The organism is Bartonella sp. TS82HLJMH, from assembly GCF_042193495.1.
Classification (GTDB): Bacteria; Pseudomonadota; Alphaproteobacteria; order Rhizobiales; family Rhizobiaceae; genus Bartonella; species Bartonella grahamii.
On record NZ_JBHILU010000005.1, the window covers coordinates 105,145 to 130,004 of the forward strand.

Consider the following 24,860-nt stretch of genomic DNA (forward strand, 5'->3'; position numbering starts at 1 on the left):
TTAGTGCTCATCGCACTTGGACATAGCAAAATCTCCCAGAATTCCGAGACACCCACACAGTGGGCTCATTTTTATAGTCGAACCTTAGGGTTTTCAGACCCTACTGATCGCTGCGTAGAGGACCCAAAAACACCTTTAAAATATTAAAGGAATTTCACGCGATTAGCAACCAAAATGAAAGCAGTGTTTCTTATCTCTCAAAGACTGTAAGATTGGGTACTCTTCAAAAGAGAGACAATGCTAAGGGCTGTCATCATGGTTAGTCATCAACCCACACAATGCCTCTTGTTCAGAAAACGCACAACAAGATATAAGAAAAATATTGTTTGCAAAGTTCTTTCTTGCCTATACAAAGAAAAAATAAAAAATTTGGAGGGCTCCTATGATAAATGATATTTACTGTGTTGGACTCAATTATGTTGAACATGTTCATGAACTAGGCAATACTGTTGAAGAGGAACCTGTTATCTTTAGCAAGCCAAACAGTTCACTCATCTTAGGCAATGAAATTTATCTCCCTGATTTTTCCAAAGAAATCCATTTTGAAACTGAAATTGTGCTCAAAATCTCAAAGGACGCTTTCATGGTCACGGAGGAAGAAGCAGAAAAATGCTATAATGCCGTAGCAATAGGTCTTGATCTCACAGCGCGGGATTTGCAAACAAAACTGAAAGGAAAAAGGCTTCCTTGGCTTTTATCGAAAGGATTTAAAGGCGCTGCATACGTCTCTGACTTCATAAACAAGGAAAAAATAAACAACCCAATAACCTTTGCAATGAAGTTGAATGGCGAAACAAGACAAGTTGGCAATACGAAAAATATGATCTTTAGCTTTGAGAAGATAATCTCATTTTTAAGTCACTACATTCAGCTAAGACGTGGTGATCTCATATACACAGGTACTCCACAGGGTGTAGGAAAACTTTCTCAGTTTGACAGAATAGAATTATATCTCAAAGATCAATTAATTTCAGAGCTAAAGGTAAAATGAATCATCAAATACTGACCTTTTTCATTGTTTCATTTTTTTTAGTCATCTCACCGGGGCCGAATATGGCCCTTATCATCGATAATGCAACAAGATTAGGAAAAAAGAACGCATTTGTAAACGTTTTAGGATTGTGCAAAGCCAACATATGTGCATAGGGCATTTTCCATACTAGGTGTATCAGTGCTCATTCTCAACAACAAACGCTGTTTTTTTATTAAAACTCATGGGTGGCAGCACTTTATTATACATGGGATTTAAATCGATTAAATCCGGAATACACAGCTTAAATTCAAAAGAAAGAATATCAACAAATGAAAAGAGTGCTATTGGTAAAACAAAACTTGTCACCAGCTATATGGACGGTTTTTTGACACAAATACTAAATCCCAAAGTATCAATATTTTACATAGCGGACTTCCCGAAATTTTTATCTTCTGGCGGTGGAATTAAAAAAGGCTTTGAACTTGTCACAATACATTCTTTCAACATCTTTGCATGGTTTACTTTAATGACCATTTTTATATCATTTGCCAGCTCCGCTTTAAAAAAGCAGCGGATAAAAGGTGCGATTAATATAGCGACAGGAACAGTTTTATCTCTGTTTTTTTTCATTTTCTTTGGATAGTTTTATCTTTTGATAACAAATTGCAAAGCTAATAGAGCAATCTTTTTCTGATTCTGTCTCTCACTATGAACAGCTCAACCTCTAACAGAGCTTATACAATCCCCAGTTCTTTTTTCTTTGTATAACTGAATTACGCTACATTTCTTTATCATAGTCTCAAGGATTTTTGTGTAAACGATGTGAATTTCTCGCAACGTTTTATAAAATGTTATCAATATTTAAACAAAATCCTTATTCATCACTTTAGAAGAAATAAGCTATGATATTCCTCTTTTCGTTTATGAAACAAAAAAGTGATTTTAAAAATCATTTTAATTTTCTATCATTAAAAACTGTTTCTTAAACTAAGATGAGAACTCTTAAGCGCTATTTGAGCCAAAATTAAAACTCCCTATTCAAATATCTGTTACGTTATTTAAAAAGAAAACATCCTCTTTTTTCAAAACCATATTCTTGTCTTTATCCACACAAAATCATAAAAAACGTTTTTTTCCTTTACACCTCATTTATATCATGCTTCGATACAGAATGATGCATTTTTTAATGTAATTTAATCTCAAAATAATTAAAGGGAACCCCCAAAAAATGAACTGTAAACAAAATTTAAAAGATGGTCCTCAGATGAAACTACAACGTGGCCTAGATAACCGTCACGTACAACTTATAGCCCTCGGTGGAGCTATTGGAACAGGTCTCTTCATGGGATCAGGAAAAACAATTAGTGTAGCAGGCCCTTCCATCATACTCGTTTATGCTATTATTGGATGTGCCCTATACTTTGTAATGCGTGCTATGGGAGAATTATTGCTTTCTAATTCACAATATCGCTCCCTTATTGATTTTTCAACCGATATGCTAGGACCGGGAATCGCTTTCTTTGTGGGCTGGAACTATTGGTTAAGCTGGGTTGTAACTGGAGCTGCAGATATTATTGCTATCATTAACTATATGCATTTCTGGTGGCCAACACTTAATCCATGGATTGTTGTTTTTGCTTGCATTGGTTTCTTTTTAATCCTTAACCTCCTTGCCGTAAAATTTTTCGGTGAACTTGAATTCTGGTTTGGTCTTATCAAAGTCGTAGCAATTTTGGCATTAGTTATTGTTGGATTTTATATGATCGCTACAGGCTTTACCTCTCCAAATGGTACTGTTGCCTCTCTTAACCATGTATGGAACGATGGAAATATCTTCCCGCGAGGAATTACAGGTTTTTTTGCTGGATTTCAAATTGCCATTTTTTCTTTTGTTGGTATAGAAATTGCTGGAACAACAGCAGCTGAAGTTAAAGAACCTAAAAAAGTTCTCCCTAAAGCAATTAATGCAATACCGGTGCGTATTGTACTCTTTTACATCCTTTCTCTCGCTGTGATTATGTCCGTTACACCTTGGAATCAAATTGTGCCAGAAAAAAGTCCCTTCGTCTCCATGTTTTGGCTTGCAGGCATTCCAATAGCTGCTGGTTTGGTCAATTTTGTTGTTCTCACCTCGGCTGCCTCTTCAGCAAATAGTGGTATTTTTTCGACTAGCCGCATGATATACGGGCTTGCAACTCAAAAAGGTGCTCCTCCAATTTTAGGGAAGCTCTCCAAATACCATGTTCCAGCCAATGCTCTGTTCTTTTCCTGCCTATGTATTTTAGTAGGATACACAATTGCATCATCATCTCCAAGCATCATAAGTGCTTTTACAATTGTGACGAGCATTTCAGCGATTGCATTTTTATTCGTATGGTCTGTCATTTTGATTAGCTATATTGTGTATCGTCGTAATCACCCTCATCTACATGCTGAATCTGTCTACAAAATGCCGGGAGGTGTCATTATGTGCGGGATCGTGTTAGTTTTTTTTGCTTTCATGCTCTATTTGTTGACATTAGAACATGATACCCTAACCGCTTTAAAATACAGTATCTTTTGGTTTATTTTCTTAGGTATAATGTATTTTATATTTATAAGAAAAAAAATCTCTCCAAAGAACAAATAAATCTATACAAAACATTTCAAAAAAGGGTAACTTTAGTTACCCTTTTTCTACTTAATCTCCTCCTCATGCCTCAAAAGACGAGGATTCCTCGCAAGTCTGAGTTCGTAAACAATCCGACTTTGTTAAGAGGGATGCTGCTGACCACTTATATGATTCACCTACATAAGGCTCTATGGGCTAGCCCTACCCTGAATACTCACCATACATTCTAAAAATACTTAATGTGTAAAATTTTATATGCTTTATATCACTACTCTAAACAAAAGTATTTTACTGCATTATAGGATAAGAAACGTGCTATTCTTTAAAGAATTCTCTATAAACTTCACTGATATTGTTTACTAATAAAACATGAGATTTTATCTAAAACCGCCCCCAAAAATTTATATTCAATTTTTTAGCAAATTAACAATACAGCTCTAAACAGAATATATCTTAACAGCTATCTACAATAAAAAAAGATTCTATGAAAATATTTTTCTATTTATAATAAATTTTAAATATAAATATTTAAATGTAAATTTATAATAAATTTTTAATATTTAAATAATATTTTAATAATTTAAATATTATTTTATTTATATACAAACATTTATATTTAATAAATTTATAATTTAATTTATATTTTTCTGCAAAAAAAATCTTTATTAATAAAGAATTTTAAATAAAAACTGATTAATATTATCAGTTATTATAAATTTATTGTAAATAAATATTTAATAAATAATAAATTATTATATTAATACAAACAATATTATATATTATAAATAATACATAATATATTGTGTATATAATATATGTATAAACATAAAAAAATATAGTATAATTTATATTTTATTTATTATGTTTAAAATAATTATTCCATTAAATTATAATGTTTTTTCTTTATTCACATATAGTCATAGAAAAAAATTCCTTTACTCCTTAACCATAGCGTGTTCCGATAGAAGGGATTACCTTTTTTAGGATAATTTTTATTTAAAAATAACTAAGGGGAACTTCCCAAAAATGAACAAACAAAATTTAGAAAAAAAAACTAAGAAGAAATTGCAACGTGGACTACATAACCGACACATACAACTTATAGCCCTTGGTGGAGCGATTGGAACAGGTCTCTTCATGGGATCAGGAAAAACAATCAGTGTAGCAGGCCCCTCAATTCTACTCGTTTATGCAATTATTGGTTGTGCTCTATACTTTGTCATGCGTGCTATGGGAGAGTTATTGCTTTCTAATACACAATATCGATCTTTCATTGACTTCTCAACCGATCTTCTAGGTCCGTGTGCCGGATTCTTTATCGGCTGGACATATTGGTTGTGTTGGATTGTCACCGGAACTGCTGAAATTATCGCTATTGTCACTTATACACACTTTTGGTGGCCTGAACTCAATCCGTGGATTCCCGTTATAATTGGTCTTATGTCCTTTTTAATCCTTAACCTCGTCGCCGTAAAACTATTTGGCGAACTTGAGTTTTGGTTTGGTTTTATCAAAATCGTAGCAATTCTAGTCTTAATTGTTGTAGGGTTTTATATGATCTTTACCGGTTTTGTCTCTCCAAACGGTACGGTTGCTTCTCTTAACCATATATGGAACGGTGGAAATATTTTTCCGCGAGGAATTACAGGCTTTTTTGCTGGATTTCAAATTGTTATTTTTGCTTTTGTTGGCATTGAACTCGCTGGAACAGCTGCTGCTGAAGTACAAGAGCCTCAAAAAGCTTTACCACAGGCTGTTAATTCAATACCAATCCGCATTGTATTCTTTTATATATTCTCTCTTCTTGTGATTATGTCTGTAACGCCGTGGGATCAAATCAGTCCAGAAAAAAGCCCATTTGTAACAATGTATGCACTGATTGGTATTCCAACTGCTGCTGGTTTGATGAACTTTGTTGTCCTCACAGCTGCCGCATCTTCAGCAAATAGTGGAATTTTTTCTACCAGCCGTATGATATATGGGCTAGCAACACAAAAAGGTGCTCCTAAATTTTTAGGAAAACTTTCTCGTAACCACGTTCCAGCCAACGCATTATTCTTTTCATGTTTATGCATCTTATTTGGTTATGCAGTTGTATCGTTATCTCAAACCCTCATAGCTGCTTTTACAATTGTTACGACGATTGCCGCAATTTTATTTATATTTGTATGGTCTATCATTTTGATCAGCTATATCGTCTATCGTCGTAATCGTCCTCTCCAGCATACTGTCTCTCCTTATAAAATGCCAGGAGGTGTTGTTATGTGTTGGGCGCTTCTTGTTTTCTTTGCATTCATTATTTATTTATTATCATTAGAAGCTGATACTGCCATAGCTTTAAAATACACTCCAGCGTGGTTCATATTTTTAGGAATTGTATACTTCCTTTTTGGAAGAAAGAATTATGCAAAAAATTAAAAAATAAAGCTTATGTTGCAAAAAACATATAAAAAAGGGTAACTAAAGTTACCCTTTTTTGATATTTATCTATAAAATTATAAAAGCTATTTACAAAATATCTCTTTAGAAGCTTCAATTACGCTCTTTATCAACCAAAGCGTTAGATTTTATCCAAGGCATCATAGAACGGAGTTTTTTGCCAACTTCTTCGATAGGATGATGATCATTTAAACGCCGCATGCCTTTAAAATGAGCTGCACCGGCTTTATACTCTTGAATCCAATTTGACGTAAATTTACCCGTCTGAATATCCTTTAAAATACGCTTCATTTCTGCTTTTGTTTCATCAGTAATCACGCGTGGACCAGACATATATTCGCCCCATTCAGCCGTATTGGAAATTGAATAATTCATATTTGCAATACCACCTTCATAGATGAGATCAACAATCAATTTAACCTCATGTAAACATTCAAAATAAGCCATTTCCGGCGCATAACCTGCTTCCGTTAGCGTTTCATAACCTGCGCGAATAAGCGCAACAAGACCACCACAGAGAACGGCTTGTTCACCAAAAAGATCAGTTTCGCATTCTTCTTTAAATGTTGTTTCAATCACCCCAGCACGTCCACCACCAAGACCACATGCATAAGACAACGCTACATCATGAGCATGCCCTGAAGCATCTTGTGCAATCGCAATTAAGCAAGGAACACCGCGACCACGTTGGTATTCATTGCGCACTGTATGACCTGGTCCTTTCGGAGCAATCATTACAACATCAACTGTTTTTTTAGGCTCAATTAAACCAAAATGAATACTCAAACCATGCGCAAAAGCAATTACTGCTCCGTCACGTAAATGATCATGAATATGCTCTTTATAAATATCAGCTTGCAATTCATCTGGTGTTGCCATCATGATGAGATCTGCCCATTTTGCAGCTTCCGCAACACTCACCACTTCAAAACCATCGGCCATAGCCTTCTTAACTGTTTCCGACCCTGAACGCAAAGCTATTTGCACATTTTTAACACCGGAATCTTTCAAATTTAAAGCGTGCGCACGCCCTTGAGAACCATAACCAACAATGGCTACTTTTTTTCCTTTAATAAGATTAACATCCGCATCACGATCATAATAAACACGCATAAAAAACTTCCTTCTTTTTCTATTTAAACTGGATTTCAGATTATTTTTATTAAATAAGAAACATTATCTTCAGTGCATCACACACTTATAAAGACAAAAAACACCGCTTATACGAACATAGCAATTGAATAATTTTAAAGTTTACATATTGCATAAAAAAACTGTAGTCCCCAAACATTCCCAAAACATATACGGATCCCCAAATCAACTTCAACTGCTATTCCACAAAAACAATAATTACACAAAACAAGATTTTTAAAGAAAATATATTTGCTAATATTTTACTCTTCTATCGTGCAACAAAACACTATATTCTAAAAATTAAGATACAATATACAATTTTTAACATGAACCAAATCAATACGGATAGCAAGAAAAATTACAAAATAACAAGTATTGTTTTAATACAATTTTTAAAAGCATATACAAAAATATCTTTAGAATAATAGAGAGGACGTTTTTACTTTTTACGTTCTTTAATATCCGCGCTTCTCACGCGAAAAAGAACACCCCCATACTGACATTATGTTATTCATTTATGGCGTCTTATAAAAAACTTTTAATGTGCTCGAGCCCTTTTCAAAAGTCCCCTATAATCGCCTAAAAGATTTATTGCACACCACTCTCTTTACTTCATAAAGCTACAAGTCGATATCATCATTCTATTTGACAGCTCTTATTGCATTAAGCCTATTCATAAAAAGCATTTTCTGATTTTAAATCTGTTCATGATGAAATCATCAAAACCCTTATATGCCAAAAACTGCTACAATATTAAATTAGCCAATAAAATGATGATAGCAATAGACTTCATATCATCCATAGAGATTTTACGTTATACTATTTACAGATAACTCGTAAAATGAGCTCAAACATAAAGAAAATTTGTGTATTGATCCATAAAAATCCTACGCATTCCTTTACAAGGAAAATACTTTCCAACCCCTATTTTTTCTCCCTAATAGATAATACAAATAAAAAACATCTCATACACTCAAAAACAAAAGATAGAAAGCAACCAATAAACAGAGCAACAATAGAATATTTATAATGCACGCTAATAGTGCTATTTATCTAAACATATATTATTTTTTTTAAGATAAAGTGGCAAAGCTTTATAAAAACTTCTCTTTCTATTTCATAGAGAGAAAAAGATTACGATAATAACCGGATAAAACGCTGAACAGTATCACGCATTCCATACTCTAATGCATCGGCAATGAGCCCATGGCCAATAGAAACTTCATCAAGCCAAGGAATGTTTTTGACAAGAGCAGGAAGATTCATAAGCGTCAGATCATGCCCTGCGTTCATACCTAACTGCAACTCTTTTGCTCTTCTTGCTGCTAAAACAAGTTTATTGAGCTCTTGATCCTGTTTTATCTTATCCTGAAATGCCCCCCCATAAGGTCCAGTATAAAATTCCACACGATCAGCCCCTATTGCTTTAGCAATATCAAGACCATCGATCGTAGGATTAGCAAAAAGTGATACACGAATCTTTCTTTTTTTCAAATGCTGAATAATAGGTGTTAAAAATTCTGCATCATGAGCAAAATTCCAACCATGATCAGACGTTGACTGCGCTGGATCATCAGGAACAAGGGTAATCTGATCCGCGTAATTTTCAGCGATATCCAAAAATTGATCACTGGGATAACCTTCAATATTAAACTCAGCTGTAGGAAAATTGTTCTTGATTAAACAGTATATATCTGGCAAATCCGCAAAACGAATATGCCTTTCATCGGGGCGTGGATGAACCGTCAAACCTGCTGCTCCAGCAGCAAGCGCTATATGCCCAATATTCGTGATACTTGGCCACGGAAGATTACGTCGATTACGCAAAACAGCAACAGCATTAAGATTAACCGAAAGTTTTACCGCCATACCCATTTCCATTTTTCTATAATGTGTAACAAGATAGAAAAAAGGCATTTTCCATCTGAAACTTAGATAATATATATATTTTTTTCTATCGAACAATCATTAAACGTTCTGCTGCGCGCGTAATTCCTGTATAAAGCCAGCGCGCATACATATCACGAAATGCAAAACTTTCATCAAACAAAACGACGTTATTCCATTGAGAACCTTGCGCTTTATGAACCGTTAATGCATACCCATAATCAAAATCATCATATCGCTTTTTTAATTGCCATGAAATTTCTTGATCAGGGTTTTCAAACGCTGCTTTTAACAATTTAATCTTTGCTACCCCACGCTCACTTTCTTCTGGTTTCACAAGAAGATTGATACTTGGTTTAACTGTTTCCTTCTGTGAAGTCATCACCTTCCATAAAGAGCCATTCAACAAATCTTTAGTAGGATCATTTCGCAAGCACACAAGCTTGTCTCCTGCTTGTGGATAATCTGCTGTAAATCCTTTTAATACACGCAAACGCTGATTATAAAGGTAGCGCGTACGATTAACCCCTACCAATACCTGATCAGCATCCAAAACCAATTGTTGATTGACCTCTTTACGTGTAACAACGCGAGCTTCTCCATAGTCACCATAAGCAATATCGCGTCCTTCACGCACATCCATAGCAAGACGTATAATCGGATTATCCCGCGCTTGCCGATGAATTTCTGAAAGAAGAAAATCTGGTTCTCCATTAGAAAAAAATCCTCCACCTGATATAGGAGGCAATTGACCTGGATCACCAAGAACAAGAATTGGCGTCCGAAAGCTCATTAAATCACGCGCCAATTTTTCATCTACCATCGAACATTCATCAACAATAATGAGCTTAGCCTGTGCAGCCGCACTCCTCCGATTTAATGCAAATGTCGGCGCAATAGACTTCTTTCCCGTAACTTCATCGGAAACTTCCTCTTCCCCACGAGGACAATAAATCAAGGAATGAATAGTACAAGCATTACTGGCACCTTTAGAGCGCAAAACCTGTGCCGCTTTGCCTGTAAACGCCGCAAACTGAACAGAACCATCAACTGTTTCTGCAAAATAGCGTGCCAGCGTTGTCTTACCCGTCCCCGCATAGCCAAAGAGGCGAAAAAGTGGAGAACGTCCCTCTTTCAACCACGCAGAAACAGCCTTCAATGCACTATCTTGTTCCCGTGAAAACTGCATAGCTTACCAACATAAGATTTGCATAAAAAGAGCAGTATTTTGAAAAAAAACGACTATCAAGAAAAATTTTTTTATTAAGAATTGCTGACACACACCCATCTAACAACTTTCGTAGCACAATTATCAATTATTTACCCATTGCTTTTTCAAGATATTGTAACAATCTAAATTTTATCTATACATCGATCTTCTTGGTAACACCTTATACTTATATCAAATAAAATATCATTTTTTACAACACTAACACCAACAATGGAATATGCATATCTTAAATTAAAATAACACCTATATACACTTTTTCTAACCAAAATTTAGAATAAAAAAGAGCATTGCAATTGCAAAAGCCTCGCTAGAAAAAATGTCCTTAACAAGTTAAGAATAATGTAATTTTATGAATACTATTTTACACAATCACTCAGCTTTCTTGCACATAAAAATAAAGTACATCCACTATTACGAAATAATAATTAAATATATCAAAAATCTTTTGGCAGAAATAGAAATAGCTCTCAACAAAACGACTTAATCCTATGATGATACACCTATAAAGTTCCTATCTCCCTCTTATCATGATTTTAATAAATTTACTCTTCATGTTACAAATAAGTTATATCTCAACGAACAAAGAGAGGCATCACGCTTATATGAAGCACGCTTTATCTCGCACAAATATGTAGCTTTTTCTGTTTCGACAATAAAATCTGATTCGTAAGTATGGCCTTCTTGGTAGTCTATTATAAGAAAACTGGGACATGGGTTTCAGTCCAGCGTAGCACTTCAGGTTTGTCCTCTAGAATATGAGAAAAGCGCAATTCTCCATCTACCGAGTCAAACTTTTTCTTTTCGTCGCAATGTTTTAAAGTTTATAAAAACTAACTGATTAATGCTATTCTTATTGCTAGAAATAACAATGAAATCAAAGGGTATAATTTGTTAATAGGCTTGGCGTTATATCAAAATATCAGCGGTGAGATTGCTTTTTGGTTGTTTTAGAAATGAAATAATGAGCTCGAATATTGATGAATGAAACGAGAGATTTAAATTGAAAATATTAATTCCAGATGACTATCAAAAAGCCACTCTAACATTACAGTCTATTACAAAATTAATGAAATCGCATGAAGTGCTGGTTATAAATAATTTAGCTAAAGAATGTGATTTAGAAGATAAGCTCAAAGAGATAGATATTCTTATCTTAATCAGAGAGCGGACTATAGTTGATAAAAATCTTCTCCTGAAACTGCCAAATTTAAAATTAATCTGCCAAACAAGGCTCTTAGCTTCTTATCTGTAAACATATTGATTTCCTGCAGTTTTCGATAGTTTTTTGATCTCTCTATTGATCTCGTCTATAAGAGGTTCATAATTGAGAACGTTTTTTAGAATAGCACCACCGTAAACCCATGCTTTTACTTGCGCTTTGGTACTAAAATCCGCATTTTCTGGTGTGGTATAATACTGCCCGCCATCAAACTTTTCACATTCTCTTGTGCCGTCTTCATATTTGTAGAGGTTGTAAAAATACTCCTCTGCTCTGTTCCCCCCAAGGAACATAACCAACAGCCGTTGCAATAAACCTCTTTTGCATTGGCTGTTTACGGTTTTTTAAGAATAGATGTTTTATAATGAACATGCTTTAATCCTAATTTTACAAATTTGTCTATTTGCCTCAAATTTGACCGTACAGAGCGTTTTATATTATAAATTTTTTATCATAAAATCTTAAATCGCTTTGTACGGTGCCTTTATGTCGATTTAAACGCATATCTAATCACAAAAAGATCAGCAATTTTCCCTAGTTTACTAACCTGCAATGTTTTTCACTGTTCCTCCAAGACCATTTAAAATCCCTTCAAGATTTTTCTTTTCAATCAACGTGAGTGGTCTTGAATTCTCTCTCATTGCCTTTTTTTCAGCCTTTTTTCACGGATGTTCAAAACAGCCTTGCGTACAAGATTGGCTTTCGCCAAAAGACTGTTTTTCAAGTGATCTTGTAGCGCATGTCCTTTTGCACACACCGCGTTAATCATTTCTTCTTTTGAGGCATTGCCTTTGTCTGTTGTTACCTTCATTTTTGTAAGCCATTGCTGAAAACGCAAATAGCACATACCATCGCCTTCAAAACGATAGGATTCAAAATTGACAGTGCCACTTGTTATATTGCGGTCTACACGAGAAATTGTCCAGCCTGTCTTGGTATCTAGATCAAGGCAGAGAATGGTTTGTGCATTGATGCTCATGTTCCCCCATTAAGGCTGTTGCGTATTTATATGTGCGCTATGACAGAGATGTTGTGATTGCCTGTCTTGAAAAAATGTTTGTGAGAAAATACTTAAAACTACTTTTTGGCCAAATTTTTTACTGCCATTCGAGGAAAAATAATCTTAGAAGCAGTTAATCTTCGCATTGATTCTTCTTGTTTTTGAGTTACATCTTTTTGTGCATGTATTATTTCAGCTTCTTTATCTATTATTTTGTCTTTTTCATCTATCTTTTTTCTGAGCCTTTGCGTCGTTTTACAAGAGTTATAAAGAGTATAAGCCAACCCAAAATTAGCAATAAAATAAATAACAACTGCTATTACTAAACTCAGATCTATCTCTATTCCATAGCTCACTTACTTTTCTTCATATTATCTTACTCCTGTTAAGAGCGTGAATGGTGCTGCTGGTGTTGGATAAATCTTAGGAGTGTTGATGAGACGTTTGTTAGATGCAAATGACCTCGAAGAAGAGTTTAAGCATTACAAATCAGTTACAACAGAAGCTAAGCGATTTTACCAAGTCTTGTTGTGAAAGCTGCTTAACGTTAAAAACATGATTGATTTCCTCATCTTAAGGATGAGGAAATCAAAATTGACTGCCTCTCCACCCTAAAAGACGAAGAGGAGTTCAAAGTGCTAAAAAAGGACTTCAAAAAGCAGCAATGATTCGTATTTTAGCATCATCGCGGTGCCATCTGATAGCGTTATAATGGAGTTGCGAAAGGTGGTTTAGAAGGTGGTTTAATTTTTGTTTATTTTTAATAAATCATTGGGAAATAAGGGGAATTAAGATGTTCTGGTGCGGACGGCGGGACTTGAACCCGCAAGGTCTTTGACCGGCAGATTTTAAGTCTGCTATGTTTACCGTTTTCATCACGTCCGCGATGAGAGTTCTCTCATAAGCTATATCTTTTATTGAATCAAGAATTAATAACAAAAGAAACATTTTTCATTTTTTTAGTGAAATTTTGACTGACAATAGTTTTCTTTATCGCTAGAAAAAGCTTTTATAATATAAATAAAGCATGAAATGATTAGTGTTATGAGTCAATTTATTCAAGACGTCACAAAAGCTATGGTGGGATTGCATCACGTGTTTGCTGAAACACCACTTCAAAGAAATGATTTTCTTAGTCAAAAGTATGATGCAGAAATTTATTTAAAGCGTGAAGATTTAACACCGGTGCGGTCTTATAAGATTCGTGGTGCTTTCAATTTTGTTTCAGAAATGCTTAGCAGTCTATCACCAGATTCTGCATTTGTTTGTGCTTCAGCGGGGAATCATGCGCAAGGGGTTTCTTTTGTTTGTCGTTATTTTAAACGTAAAGGCGTGATTTTTATGCCGATGACAACGCCACAACAAAAAATTGAGAAAACACGTATTTTTGGTAAAGAATTCATTGATATTCGTTTGATTGGTGAAACATTTGATCAATGTTATGAAGCTGCGCAAGCCTTTGTCGTGGAGAGCGGTGGTGTAATGGCTCCACCTTTCGATGATATTCGCATTATTACGGGGCAGGCAACAGTGCTCTGTGAAGCTGCTTTACAATGGAAAAAACTCAATGGAGAAAGTGAGCCAGATTTAATGATTGTGCCAGTAGGGGGGGGGGGATTGGCAAGTGGGGTGAGCAAGTTTTTACATGAATATGGTTGGAAAACAAAGCTTCGTTTTGTTGAGCCGCAAAGAGCTGCAAGTTTGCTTGCTTGTTTGGAGAGTGGAAAACGCGTCAAGCTTGAAAGTATTGACACTTTTGTAGATGGTGCTGCTGTGGCTGAAATTGGTGCGCTAAACTATACAATTCTAAAGCAATTTTCCCCTGATTCTGTCATTACGGTTCCTGAAAATCGCGTTTGTTCTACGATGGTCGAAATGCTTAATGTTGAAGGTGTGGTCCTTGAACCGGCTGGTGCTTTATCGATTGACGCGCTTAACAGTATTCCTCCTCAAGAGTTAAAGGGAAAAAAAATTCTTCTCGTTATTTCAGGAGGTAATTTTGATTTTGAGCGTTTGCCAGAAATTAAAGAGCGTTCTTTACGTTTCCAAGGGTTGAGAAAATATTTTATTTTTAGTTTTCCGCAACATCCTGGTGCATTGCGTCATTTTCTTTCCACATTATCACCAGATGATGATATCGTACGTTTTGAATATCTTAAAAAATCAGCGAGAAACTTTGGTTCTGTATTGGTTGCGATTGAAACAAAAAAACACGGTAATTTTTGTCTTTTAGAGGAAAAATTTCAAGCGTTAGGTTGGCGTTATCGTGATATTACTGATGATCAAACGTTATTTGATTTCGTTATTTGAGAAACTGAAATTTTACTAAAACAAGAAGTATAATGATGAGACCTATTTTTTATTTGGTGCTGAGTCTATTTTTCTTTTTGATTGTTAATCAACAGAGTTTAGCATCTCAGCCCACAATAATACAAAAAGCTGAACTTTCAAGAGTTGTTATTGATGTCAATCACGCTATAAAAAATAGGGATTTTACACCTATTTCTCGTTATATGCCTGAGCGACTTTATAAAGAGATGGCACATCGATTGAATACAACAGAGAGTGCTTTACGTAGTGATTTTCTTCAACAGTTGCATAGGAAATTTGAGGATTTGCCTTCTGATGCTTATTATTTAGATAAAGAAAATATAGAGTATTTACAAACTGATAACGGTACTTTGTATGCTTTAATTCCAACAGTTCTTGAGATGAAGGATCGCATCATTCGATATAAAACTTTGGCGATTTTTGATAAAACCCAATGGTATTTAATTTATGGCGGTCAAAAAACTTTACAAAATCCAGTTTTTCTCGAGATTTATCCTGATTTTATCAAGATACATTTACCGATGGACACAATCATCAAAAAGTAAACGATCTAAATATTGTTTTTTATTCATGATAAATGTATTTCGTAAAGTTCTTGCTTTTTTATCATAATCCAAGGATAATGGGGATGAAGGCATTTAGGCTGGTTTGTTGGCTTTTTATAAAGTGAAGTTTATACGCCTTTATCTTGATTTCAAGGTGCTCATGAGCTGCGCAAGCCGTTTTTTAAGCGTTGCTTCATTTAAAATGTCAGGGATTTCTCTTGCGCGGATTCTTGAGTGGAGAGTTCAGTTGGTTACTTGTTTTGAGTTCTTCAGCTGAGGAAAGATTGTATTTTGCCTATAAAAGAAGAAAATGTTTTTACAAAGTTAGGTTTGCCTACTCTTTTGATTAAAAATTTACTCATTGCTGGGATGAGTAAACCTAAACCTATACAAGAACAAGCTATTCCAGTAATGTTGAAAGGACACGATATTTTAGGTGTTGCTCAGACAGGTTCTGGAAAAACCTTGGCATTTGGTTTACCTATTTTAAGTCAGATTTTGGCTTTGGGTGATAAACGCTGTCCTAAAACTGCACGCGCTTTGATTTTAGCTCCAACGCGTGAACTTGCTGTCCAGATTGATGAAACAATTCGTACCGCGGCGAAGGGAGCTCATCTTTCAACATGTCTTATTTTTGGGGGCGTATCACGTTTAAAACAAATTAAACGTATGGAAGCAGGTGTGGATGTTTTGATAGCGACTCCAGGGCGTTTGAGAGATCTTGTTCGTGAAAAGTGTGTTGATCTTTCCCAATCTCGTTTTTTGATTTTGGATGAAGCAGATCGTATGTTGGATATGGGGTTTATTCATGATGTCAAGCAAATTGCAAAGCTTTTGCATCAAGAGCGTCAGACAGCACTCTTTTCTGCAACAATGCCGAGGGAAATTGCTGTGCTTGCAAAATGTTTACTCAATGATCCTGTTAAAATTGAAGTTGTTCCTCAAGGTACTACGGCTGTAGGGATTTGCCAAAAATTATATTGTGTTCCGACGAATGAAAAAAAGAATGTTTTAAGTAAACTTTTGACAAATCCAGCTTTTAATTCAGTTATTGTTTTTACCCGAACTAAACATGGGGCTGATTCTGTTACACGTAGTTTGGCAAAGATAGGATATTCAGTCGCAACAATTCATGGGAATAAATCACAAGGTGCTCGCCAGTCTGCTTTAAAAGCTTTTCGTGAAAGATCTGTGCAGATCCTTGTGGCAACAGATATTGCTGCACGCGGTATTGATATACCAGGGATAAGCCACGTTATTAATTATGACTTACCAGATGAAGCTGAAAGTTATGTACATCGTATTGGTCGTACAGGACGTAATGGTGCATCTGGTGAAGCACTTACACTTTTTGATGAGAAGATAGAAAGAGAACGGTTGCGTGCTATAGAGCGCTTGATTCGTATGAAATTGGTGGCTGAGTCTGTTCCAGAACAATTTGCAGCGTTTCCAGAAAAGCCAATTGTGCTAGAAAGTAGAGAAAAAGAAAATGATAAGGAACGCCGTTTTAAAAAATCTAAACGTCAAAAACAGTTTTTAGGTCGAAAAGATGATGCCGCACAGTTGCAGCGGAAGAGTTCTTCATCTCCAAATGAGAGGCATAAAAAAGCAAAAGCGGTGGCAAAGCGGGCAAAGCCTTTTCGTTTTCGAAAATCAGTTAAAAAAGCTGCCTAGATAAAGTCTTGAAAAAAGATTATGTACTGGAGATTTTTTACTTTTGTTGATTTGTTCTCAATAATTGAAAAGAGGTATAAAATACTCTTACCAAAATAAGAAGGTCTTTTAGAGGTTTTCATTTTTAAAAAATGAAAACCTCTAAGTATTTGGATTATTTAAAAATCTTTTAAAAAGAAGTTATTATTGTAGAGGTGATTATTTATTTTCTTCATTCCCATTTTTTAAAATGGGAATGAAAATAGATTTTATTTATATAAAATCTATTTTTTAAAAGATGTGTTTTATCTTTAATGGTAACTTTTAATTTTAAAAATTGATGTCTAATAATAACTCATTGTTTTATATATTGAATAATTCATTATATCGTAATTTTTTTTTATTTTGAAGCTATTTATGTGGATCAATCAAAAGTATTAATTTGCACGTTAGATGTGAAATTATTGTATAGATAAACATTTGAGAAATAAATAAAATGATTCTTATAAACTCTTTCAAAGGCAAGGGGTATTGCTAAGATTGAGAGTTGGAAAATAGTATGATGGTATGGCTTTTATTATAAATAAAGATGGGATGATTAACCGATTTCATTTTATACCATTTACGGGAGTCATTGTGAAATGGGCTTGGGGGGAATTTAAGAGATATCTCTTTAAAAAAGCATGTGACTGCATAATACAATAGCAAGAATGTCATGATTTCTGAAGGCTTTCTCAGGATTCTTAACAATTTAGCTTGTTATCTTGGTTTTTACTGTAAAACACTATTATTTTTGGGGGGTATAAAGCCTATAAGACTTTATATATTAAATGTTTTATGACAGTGTGAGGAATATCCAAGGCAAGGTTGTTTGTAAAGCGTTGAAGTGGTTAGCAGGAGGAACAACCTGTTAGATAAGACGTCGGAGTGTTTACAGACTTGTTTTATATTTTTTGCTTTTAGGATGGGAAGGAGGTTATGTGGGGTGTATGGAGATAATATATGACCTTGATTGTTGTTTCTTCCATTTTTCAAGATGATTGATTCATGAGCAGGTTTTAAAGTTTAATTGCTTTATTGAGTACAAATTATTCTTTCTTTGGAAAAAAATATATGAGACCGTTTCATTGCTGATGGAACTTAATAATTCATCTCTGATGAAAGAAATCGTAATTTATAATGTGCAAATAATTGTAGAGCCCTCTTATAGAGGCGCGGTGGTTTGAAAAAAGTAATCTTATTTGTGCTATTTTAAAATGAATCAAACGTTTTTTGCGTTTATTGCAAAAAACACATCCCGTAGGATATTGCGTTTCTATTTTATTGCAAAAATCCTATTCCCTCACTTTTATTAACGAATCCCTCATGTCTAAAAGCTTTAGAAAAAACAATAAACTACATGGAATAAAAGAAGAGTGGCTCCCCGGGCCGGATTCGAACCAGCGACCAACCGGTTAACAGCCGGTTGCTCTACCGCTGAGCTACCGGGGAACGGTGCCCAATCATTTAGCTGAGAAGGCTATAGCAAAGCAATACTGATTTGCAAAGGATAAAATTACTTTTTTTTTAAAAAATATGATAAATTGTGTAATAAGAGGAAAAAAGGCGAGAGAAGATTTCTACACCTTGACGGATGCGTTGCCTTCCCTTATTGAAACCTTTATGTTTGTTGACGAGGCCTCGTGGCGGAATGGTTACGCAGAGGACTGCAAATCCTTGTATCCCGGTTCGATTCCGGGCGAGGCCTCCAGCCGATTTTAAACGAAACGGCTTTTAGGGGAGATGAGGTATAGGAAAATAGATTATTTCCCTCTATAGTTGTGAAGACACTTTTTTATGAGAGATCATACAGTTAAAATCTAACGGTTGAGTGTGGCATCCTTTTTCGTAACGCTCATAGTTTAAGAGGTCTTCGTCCATCATTGTCGCTGTTTTGTTTGTTTTTTGTAGGTTAGGAGAAAATATTCGTTATGGTTGCAGATTTTGCTGAACTTCGTCGCAAAATGGTTGACAATCAAATTCGTACAGTCGATGTAACGGATTTATCAGTTCTTGAAGCATTTTTAACGGTATCTCGTGAAGATTTTGTAGCGGAAGATATGAAAGTATTAAGTTATCTTGATACCGATATTGTTCTATGTCCAGTACAAGATGGGGGTCCTGCACGCTATTTGATGAAACCTGCATCTTTAGCAAAATTATTACAGCTTGCTGCTGTAAAATCATCAGATATTGTTTTAGATATTGGTGCAAATAGTGGTTATTGTGCAGCGTTGCTTGCAAAACTTGCAGGGTCTGTGATTGCGTTGGAAAGTAATAAATCTCTTTTTGAACGTGCTCTTGAAGCTTTAGAACGTAATCAATGTGATAATGTGGTTGCTGTTCATGGTCCATTAGAGCAAGGATATGCCGTTGAGGGACCTTATGATGTGATTTTCTTTGAGGGATCTGTTGATTTTATTCCACAAGGTATCTTTGATCAAATGAAAGACTGTGGACGTCTTGTTGTGGTTGAAGGGTATGGAAATGCTGCTGTTGCACAAATCTATATAAAAGAAGATGGGATCATTTCGGCACGTCGTGCTTTTAACCTCGCTGTAAAGCCTCTTCCTTGTTTTTTTAAAACACCTGGTTTTGTGTTTTAGTGCTTGTTTGTTTTGTGAATAAAAGATAATTTTGTGATTTATTTGGGGTTTGTTATTGTGTGTATTGTGTTTAGAATAAACAAGAAGTTTCAGGTGTGTTTATTACTGGTGTTGAGTATTTTACTATCAGATATTGTTTGTGCTGAAACATTGATGGATGCCTTTTCTAAGGCTTATAAGCATAATGCTAAGTTGAATAGTGAACGTGCAGCTGTGCGTATATCCGGTGATGATGTTGTCATTGCGCGATCAGGGTTATTGCCACAAGTTGAGGGGGTTGGGAACTATGGTCGGAATAAGTCTTTTACAGGTCCTTATGTCACTTCTGGATCTATAGGCGTGAGATTAAATCAAAGATTATTTGATGGTTTTATCACGCAAAATATCTTTTCTTCAGCTCAAGTTAAGTTGCAGGCTCAGCGTGAATATCTTCGTAATGTTGAACAAAATACGTTTTTGGAGACAGTGACCGCTTATGCTAATGTCTATCACGCACGTCGTGTTGCCGATCTTCGAAGAGAAAATTTGGCAGCTCTTGAAGAACAAGTTCGTTCCAATAAAGCAAAATTTGATGTGGGTGAAGGAGGGCATGTTGATCTTGCTCAAGCTCAAGCTGCACGTTCCGTGGCTGTTTCAGAGTTGAGTCTTGCTCGTGCTGATGTAAAAGCAGCAGAGGCAGTGTATCGACAAGTTATTGGTTCTGATCCTGAAAAGTTAAAACGCCCCCCCGTAGCCAAAGATTTTCCCGTCAACCTTGATATGGCTTACCAAATGAGCGTTGTGATGCATCCAGCAATTCTTTATGCTAAATATTTAGTCAATGCGAGTGTTTACAATGTAAAGGCGAAAGAAGGGGCGCTGCTCCCTAAAGTTGATTTTTCTGCAACAGCATCTTATAATCGAATCTACAGCGGTGCTGGAGAGGATGGAGTTTCTAAATCAATAGGATTGTCAGTAAGTGTCCCAATCTTTGAAGGAGGGCGTACGTCTGCGCAAATTCGTCAATCAAGGGAACAGCTTGGACAGGCGCAGCTTCAACTCGATTTGGCGCATAGTAATACTAGGCAAGTACTTACTTCTGCTTGGTTTCAGTTGGAGGGTGCACGCTCATCTGTTATTGCTTACCGTGAAAGTGTTCGTGCTGCTGAAATTGCTCTGAAAGGCCGTGTTCAAGAAAATCGCGTAGGGCAAGCAACGACGCTGGATGTTTTAAATTCTCGTACTCAATTGATTAATGCTCAGATTGCGCTTGCAATGGCGGAGCGTAATGCTGTTGTGGCAAGCTATAGTGTTCAATCTTCTATTGGTAGACTGACTGCAAATTATTTAGGTTTAAAAACAATTAAATATATCCGATAATGCGTAAAAGTATCTCTTTAATCTTAAATTATTTTAGTTTTTAAAAGATTAGTAAATCAATAGTTGAATATGTTCAAAAATAGAACGGTGAGATGTTATTTATAAGTGTAGAAAATTGCGTGTAGCGCCCTCTTTATGACAAGCATATTTGAAAATATCGCGGGAGGCATGTTGATCTTATGATTCTTTTGCATACACTGAAAATATGATTCTATTTATTGTTGCGTCTTTGAAAGGTTGTAAAGTATGGTACAGAGTTCAAGCGTGTTACGTGAGCCAAGTATGGATGAAATTTTAACATCTATTCGTGAAATAATCGAAGAAAATGCGGTTCAATCTGATCACTTTTTAAATGAAGATGTTGCAGTGAATGCTTCGGAAGGTCGTTCAGAAGCTGCATCAGAGGGTATTTATGATACAACCTTATCGGTTGATGATGCTATGAAAGCTTTAGCTGATCGTATTGGTCTTTCTTCTGAAAATCAAGGGGGGAAGATAACGCAAGAGAAAGAGGATATAGAGGCAGAAAATAATACAGTTGGTATGGATATGCAAAAGATGAAGCTTTCTTCTGAAGAACGGAATTCTGTTTATAAAGCAAAAGAATATGAAGATGAGATAAGGAAATCACAGTCAGAAGCTAGAGGGGATGGTCATGTGGAATTGTCAGCATATTGTATTTCTTCTGCAGAAAAGATTGCAAAGGATGTGTTGCGTCCGGCTATAGCAGAATGGTTACAGTCTAAATTGCCTATTTTGCTGGAAGATATTTTGCGTGAAGAGATTGTGAAAGCGATTAAAAAATCATCTTAACTATTTTTTACATTATTTTTATGTTTTTCATTTTATGAGAATTTTGTTTGCAATTTTGCGAGCTCTCTAGTGAATGGCTGAAAATCACGGGTTTTTGATCGGGATTTGATCATATATTGTGTTTTTCAGCGGCGTTATGGATGGATAGAATGTTAGAAAAAAACTATGATGCTGCCTCTATAGAGCAACGGGTTGCAAAGAGATGGGAGACACGTGGGGCCTTTAAAGTGGGAGCTGGTTCTAAAAGCGGTGCAGAACCTTTTTGCGTTATGCTTCCACCTCCTAATGTTACGGGCTCACTTCATATGGGGCACGCGCTCAATACGACAATTCAAGATATAATAGTTAGATTTCAGCGGATGCGTGGCAGAAATGTTTTGTGGCAGCCTGGTATGGATCATGCTGGGATTGCTACACAAATGGTTGTAGAGCGTCAACTTGCAGAACGCCAAGAGCCAACGCGTCAAGAAATGGGGAGAGAAAAGTTTATTGAGCGTATTTGGGAGTGGCGTTATGAAACTGGAGGCGTTATTGCAAATCAGTTGCGTCGCCTTGGGATTTCATGTGATTGGTCGCGTGAGCGGTTTACAATGGATGAGGGGTTGTCGCAGGCAGTTCGTGAAGTCTTTGTCACGCTTTATAAGCAAGGGTTGATATATAGGGATAAGCGCCTCGTTAATTGGGATCCTAAATTGTTGACAGCTATTTCAGATCTTGAAGTTGAGCAAAAAGAAGTTCAAGGACATTTGTGGCACTTTAGATATCCACTTGAGGGTAAAATTTTTGATCCAAATGATGCGACAACTTTTATAACAGTGGCGACAACACGACCAGAAACAATGCTTGGTGATACAGGAATTGCCGTTAATCCTGAAGATGAACGTTATAAAAATCTTATCGGTAAAAATGCTCTTTTGCCACTTGTTGGTCGTAGGTTATTAATTGTTGGTGATACGCATGCTGATCCTGAAGCTGGAAGTGGTGCTGTAAAAATCACGCCAGCTCATGACTTTAATGACTTTGAAGTAGGACAGCGTAATCATTTACGCTTGATCAATATTTTTACCCAAAAAGCCGAGATTTTTCTCCGTGAAAATGAAGCTTTTTTTGATGGTTTGATTTTATCAGATGAATTAAAAATGTTAGTAGAAAATCTCGATAAATCTGATCGTTTTGTTGCGCGCCAGAAGATTGTTTCTTTGATGGAAGAACAGGGATATTTAGCCTCTGTTGATGATCATACCCATATGGTTCCTCATGGAGATCGCAGTGGTGTCCCTATCGAGCCGTTTTTGACAGATCAATGGTATGTTCATGCTGCTGAATTAGCAAAGCCAGCGATAGAGGCTGTTCAACAAGGCAAAATGCAGTTCGTTCCCGATAGCTGGAAAAAGACTTACTTCAATTGGATGGAAAATATTCAACCTTGGTGCATTTCTCGCCAATTGTGGTGGGGACATCAGATTCCTGCTTGGTATGGTCCTGATGGAACGGTTTTTGTTGAAAAAAGTGAAAAAGAGGCTTTAGATTCAGCCTTTGCTCATTATGGTGAGGTTGTTGAGTTAATCCGTGATCCAGATGTTTTAGATACTTGGTTTTCATCAGCTCTTTGGCCTTTTTCAACATTAGGATGGCCAAATAAAACGACTGAATTATCTACTTTTTACCCAACATCTTTATCCGTGACAGGATTTGATATTATTTTTTTCTGGGTTGCTCGTATGATGATGATGGGACTTCACTTTATGGGTGACGTTCCTTTCCCAACGGTCTATGTGCACGCTCTTGTTCGGGATCAAAAGGGTGCAAAGATGTCAAAATCAAAGGGAAATATTATTGATCCCTTAGAGCTTATTGATCAATATAGTGCTGATGCACTTCGGTTTACTTTAGCTATTATGGCAGCGCAAGGTCGTGATGTAAAACTTGACGCTTCCCGTATTGCTGGTTATCGTAATTTTGCTACGAAATTGTGGAATGCCACTCGATTTGCACAGATGAATGGTGTAAAGCATGATCCAACTTTTAAGCCAGAACAAGCAAAACTGGCGCTTAATCGTTGGATTTTAACAGAATTATCCAAAACGATTTCAGCAGTGACGACTGGTATTGAACACTATAAATTTAATGAGTCAGCTGCCACACTTTACCGTTTCATTTGGAATACATTATGTGATTGGTATTTGGAGCTTCTCAAGCCTATTTTTCAGGGGGAAAATGAAGATGCTAAAAATGAGGCTCAAGCTTGTACTGCTTGGGTTTTAGATGAAGTTTATAAACTTCTTCATCCTTTTATGCCTCATATGACGGAAGAGTTGTGGTCTCTTACAGAAACGCAAGCCATCAAGCGTGAGGATATGCTCGCATTGACAAAATGGCCAGAGGAAACATTGATAGATGAAGAAGCTGCTGATGATATTAATTGGCTTATTGATGTCGTTACAGGGATTCGGTCTGTACGTTTTGAAATGAATATTCCAGTGGCTACCCAAGCACCTCTTGTTGTTGTTGAAGGAGGGGAAGTAACGCGAGAGCGTGTGAAGCGTTATGATGCACTTCTTAAAAAATTAGCGCGTATTGAAGTTATTGATTTTTCTGATAAAGTTCCGGAAGTATCGGCACAAATGATTTTGGGAGAGGCTGTTTTTTGTTTACCATTAGGGCAGTTGATTGATTTGGAGGCTGAACGTGTTCGTTTGAGGAAGGATGTCAGTAAAATTGAACAAGATATTGAAAAAATATCGCTTAAGTTAAACAACCCCAAATTTATAGAAAATGCAAAAGCAGAAATTGTTGAGCGTGAACGGAACAGGGTTGTAGAACTGCGTGCAGCGCAGAAGAAAATATTTGTTGCTTTAGAGCGATTGGATTAATTTCAACTTTTAATTTTTTTGATGGATGATTTCATATCATTAGGGCTGGTATAGATCTTCTTTAAAGCAGCATTCTCTTTTGTTAGTTTTTCATGAACGATCATAAAATCTCTACTGAAATCCATTGTTTTATGTTTATCATTAAAG

General features: G+C 35.9%; 17 protein-coding genes, 3 tRNA genes and 1 pseudogene. 13 read left to right on the plus strand and 8 right to left on the minus strand.

Features of this window, described 5'->3' with window-relative positions:
• The first annotated feature begins 382 nt into the window (after positions 1 to 382).
• The 4 genes from ACFIKO_RS03865 (at position 383) to ACFIKO_RS03880 (ending at position 6,002) form a co-directional block, all read left to right on the plus strand.
• Positions 383 to 991 (plus strand): fumarylacetoacetate hydrolase family protein, encoded by a 609-nt coding sequence (locus ACFIKO_RS03865; protein WP_375673340.1) that lies wholly within the window; start codon positions 383 to 385, stop codon positions 989 to 991.
• 247 nt (positions 992 to 1,238) lie between these two features.
• Complete coding sequence (locus tag ACFIKO_RS03870) at positions 1,239 to 1,616, plus strand: LysE family translocator (protein ID WP_375673342.1); 378 nt, start codon at positions 1,239 to 1,241, stop codon at positions 1,614 to 1,616.
• A 585-nt stretch (positions 1,617 to 2,201) separates the two neighbouring features.
• Positions 2,202 to 3,602 carry an amino acid permease gene (locus tag ACFIKO_RS03875; protein WP_375619607.1) on the plus strand — a complete coding sequence of 467 codons (1,401 nt, stop codon included), beginning with the start codon at positions 2,202 to 2,204 and terminating at the stop codon, positions 3,600 to 3,602.
• A 1,008-nt stretch (positions 3,603 to 4,610) separates the two neighbouring features.
• A complete protein-coding gene (locus tag ACFIKO_RS03880) occupies positions 4,611 to 6,002 on the plus strand; it encodes an amino acid permease (protein WP_375673345.1) in 1,392 nt (463 codons plus the stop codon).
• Between the two features lie 114 nt (positions 6,003 to 6,116).
• On the opposite strand, the gene ilvC is transcribed toward ACFIKO_RS03880, so the two are convergent.
• The 3 genes from ilvC to ACFIKO_RS03895 all read right to left on the minus strand — a co-directional run bounded on the left by ilvC (position 6,117) and on the right by ACFIKO_RS03895 (position 10,233).
• Complete coding sequence (gene ilvC, locus ACFIKO_RS03885; protein ID WP_375619605.1) at positions 6,117 to 7,136, minus strand: ketol-acid reductoisomerase; 1,020 nt, start codon at positions 7,134 to 7,136, stop codon at positions 6,117 to 6,119.
• A 1,155-nt stretch (positions 7,137 to 8,291) separates the two neighbouring features.
• Positions 8,292 to 9,026, minus strand: coding sequence for a pyridoxine 5'-phosphate synthase (locus ACFIKO_RS03890; protein WP_375619604.1), 735 nt, complete (start codon positions 9,024 to 9,026; stop codon positions 8,292 to 8,294).
• An 85-nt stretch (positions 9,027 to 9,111) separates the two neighbouring features.
• Complete coding sequence (locus tag ACFIKO_RS03895; protein ID WP_375673347.1) at positions 9,112 to 10,233, minus strand: ATP-dependent RecD-like DNA helicase; 1,122 nt, start codon at positions 10,231 to 10,233, stop codon at positions 9,112 to 9,114.
• Positions 10,234 to 11,275: 1,042 nt separating this feature from the next.
• On the opposite strand from ACFIKO_RS03895, the gene ACFIKO_RS03900 reads away from it, so the two are divergent.
• Positions 11,276 to 11,527, plus strand: coding sequence for a hypothetical protein (locus tag ACFIKO_RS03900; protein WP_375619602.1), 252 nt, complete (start codon positions 11,276 to 11,278; stop codon positions 11,525 to 11,527).
• Here the strand turns inward: ACFIKO_RS03900 and ACFIKO_RS03905 are convergent.
• The 4 genes and pseudogenes from ACFIKO_RS03905 to ACFIKO_RS03920 form a co-directional block, all read right to left on the minus strand.
• A pseudogene (locus ACFIKO_RS03905) lies at positions 11,518 to 11,866 on the minus strand (hypothetical protein). The gene ACFIKO_RS03900 and the pseudogene ACFIKO_RS03905 sit on opposite strands and share 10 nt — an antisense overlap.
• A 265-nt stretch (positions 11,867 to 12,131) precedes the next feature.
• Positions 12,132 to 12,473, minus strand: coding sequence for a hypothetical protein (locus ACFIKO_RS03910; protein ID WP_375619601.1), 342 nt, complete (start codon positions 12,471 to 12,473; stop codon positions 12,132 to 12,134).
• A 98-nt stretch (positions 12,474 to 12,571) separates the two neighbouring features.
• Positions 12,572 to 12,850 (minus strand): hypothetical protein, encoded by a 279-nt coding sequence (locus tag ACFIKO_RS03915; RefSeq protein ID WP_375619600.1) that lies wholly within the window; start codon positions 12,848 to 12,850, stop codon positions 12,572 to 12,574.
• Positions 12,851 to 13,293: 443 nt separating this feature from the next.
• A tRNA-Leu gene (locus ACFIKO_RS03920) sits at positions 13,294 to 13,379 on the minus strand.
• 147 nt (positions 13,380 to 13,526) lie between these two features.
• Between ACFIKO_RS03920 and ilvA the strand changes: the two genes are divergently transcribed.
• From ilvA to ACFIKO_RS03935, 3 genes are all read left to right on the plus strand, one after another.
• Positions 13,527 to 14,804: a threonine ammonia-lyase IlvA gene (gene ilvA / locus ACFIKO_RS03925; protein WP_375619599.1), complete on the plus strand. Its 1,278-nt coding sequence runs from the start codon at positions 13,527 to 13,529 to the stop codon at positions 14,802 to 14,804.
• Positions 14,805 to 14,839: 35 nt separating this feature from the next.
• Positions 14,840 to 15,370, plus strand: coding sequence for a hypothetical protein (locus ACFIKO_RS03930; RefSeq protein WP_375619598.1), 531 nt, complete (start codon positions 14,840 to 14,842; stop codon positions 15,368 to 15,370).
• 291 nt (positions 15,371 to 15,661) lie between these two features.
• Complete coding sequence (locus ACFIKO_RS03935; RefSeq protein WP_375619597.1) at positions 15,662 to 17,044, plus strand: DEAD/DEAH box helicase; 1,383 nt, start codon at positions 15,662 to 15,664, stop codon at positions 17,042 to 17,044.
• 1,395 nt (positions 17,045 to 18,439) lie between these two features.
• Here the strand turns inward: ACFIKO_RS03935 and ACFIKO_RS03940 are convergent.
• A tRNA-Asn gene (locus ACFIKO_RS03940) sits at positions 18,440 to 18,514 on the minus strand.
• Between the two features lie 185 nt (positions 18,515 to 18,699).
• On the opposite strand from ACFIKO_RS03940, the gene ACFIKO_RS03945 reads away from it, so the two are divergent.
• The 5 genes from ACFIKO_RS03945 to ACFIKO_RS03965 all read left to right on the plus strand — a co-directional run bounded on the left by ACFIKO_RS03945 (position 18,700) and on the right by ACFIKO_RS03965 (position 24,713).
• Positions 18,700 to 18,773 (plus strand) — tRNA-Cys (locus tag ACFIKO_RS03945).
• Between the two features lie 220 nt (positions 18,774 to 18,993).
• Positions 18,994 to 19,668, plus strand: a complete 675-nt coding sequence (locus ACFIKO_RS03950) for a protein-L-isoaspartate O-methyltransferase (protein WP_375619596.1) — start codon at positions 18,994 to 18,996, stop codon at positions 19,666 to 19,668.
• Positions 19,669 to 19,701: 33 nt separating this feature from the next.
• On the plus strand, positions 19,702 to 21,027 hold the full coding sequence (locus ACFIKO_RS03955; RefSeq protein WP_375619595.1) for a TolC family outer membrane protein: 1,326 nt from the start codon (positions 19,702 to 19,704) through the stop codon (positions 21,025 to 21,027).
• Positions 21,028 to 21,273: 246 nt separating this feature from the next.
• Positions 21,274 to 21,840, plus strand: coding sequence for a DUF2497 domain-containing protein (locus ACFIKO_RS03960; RefSeq protein ID WP_375619594.1), 567 nt, complete (start codon positions 21,274 to 21,276; stop codon positions 21,838 to 21,840).
• Positions 21,841 to 21,989: 149 nt separating this feature from the next.
• Positions 21,990 to 24,713, plus strand: a complete 2,724-nt coding sequence (locus ACFIKO_RS03965; protein WP_375619593.1) for a valine--tRNA ligase — start codon at positions 21,990 to 21,992, stop codon at positions 24,711 to 24,713.
• The last annotated feature ends 147 nt before the right edge of the window (positions 24,714 to 24,860 follow it).